Source organism: Ensifer sp. ENS02 (genome assembly GCF_014851885.1).
In the GTDB taxonomy this organism is placed as follows: Bacteria; Pseudomonadota; Alphaproteobacteria; order Rhizobiales; family Rhizobiaceae; genus Ensifer; species Ensifer adhaerens.
Genome location: NZ_JACVAO010000099.1, coordinates 1 through 255 on the forward strand (window position 1 = coordinate 1; position 255 = coordinate 255).

Genomic DNA, 255 nt, shown 5'->3' on the forward strand with positions numbered 1-255 from the left:
TGCTCGACCTCACCAACTGCACCTTCGACGGGCACATGTATAACGTCAGGCGCGTGATGGAGGAGTGTCTCGCCATCAAGCCGGACCTCATCTTCCTCTGGGATGAAGCGTGGTCCGGATTTGCCCGGTTTTCACCCTTCCTGCGGCCACGCACGGCCATGGGGGCAGCAGCGGATATCGAAAGCTGGTTGCAGGATCCTGCGTCGGTCAGTGCCTACGAAAAGCAGCGTGCGGACCTTGGCGATGAGCCGTCCG

The 255-nt window shown here is 61.2% G+C and carries 1 protein-coding gene; it reads left to right on the forward strand.

What is annotated here, in order from left to right; genetic code table 11:
• A partial coding sequence (locus tag IB262_RS36855) for a hypothetical protein (protein WP_192494598.1) occupies positions 1 to 255 on the forward strand: 255 nt, incomplete at both ends.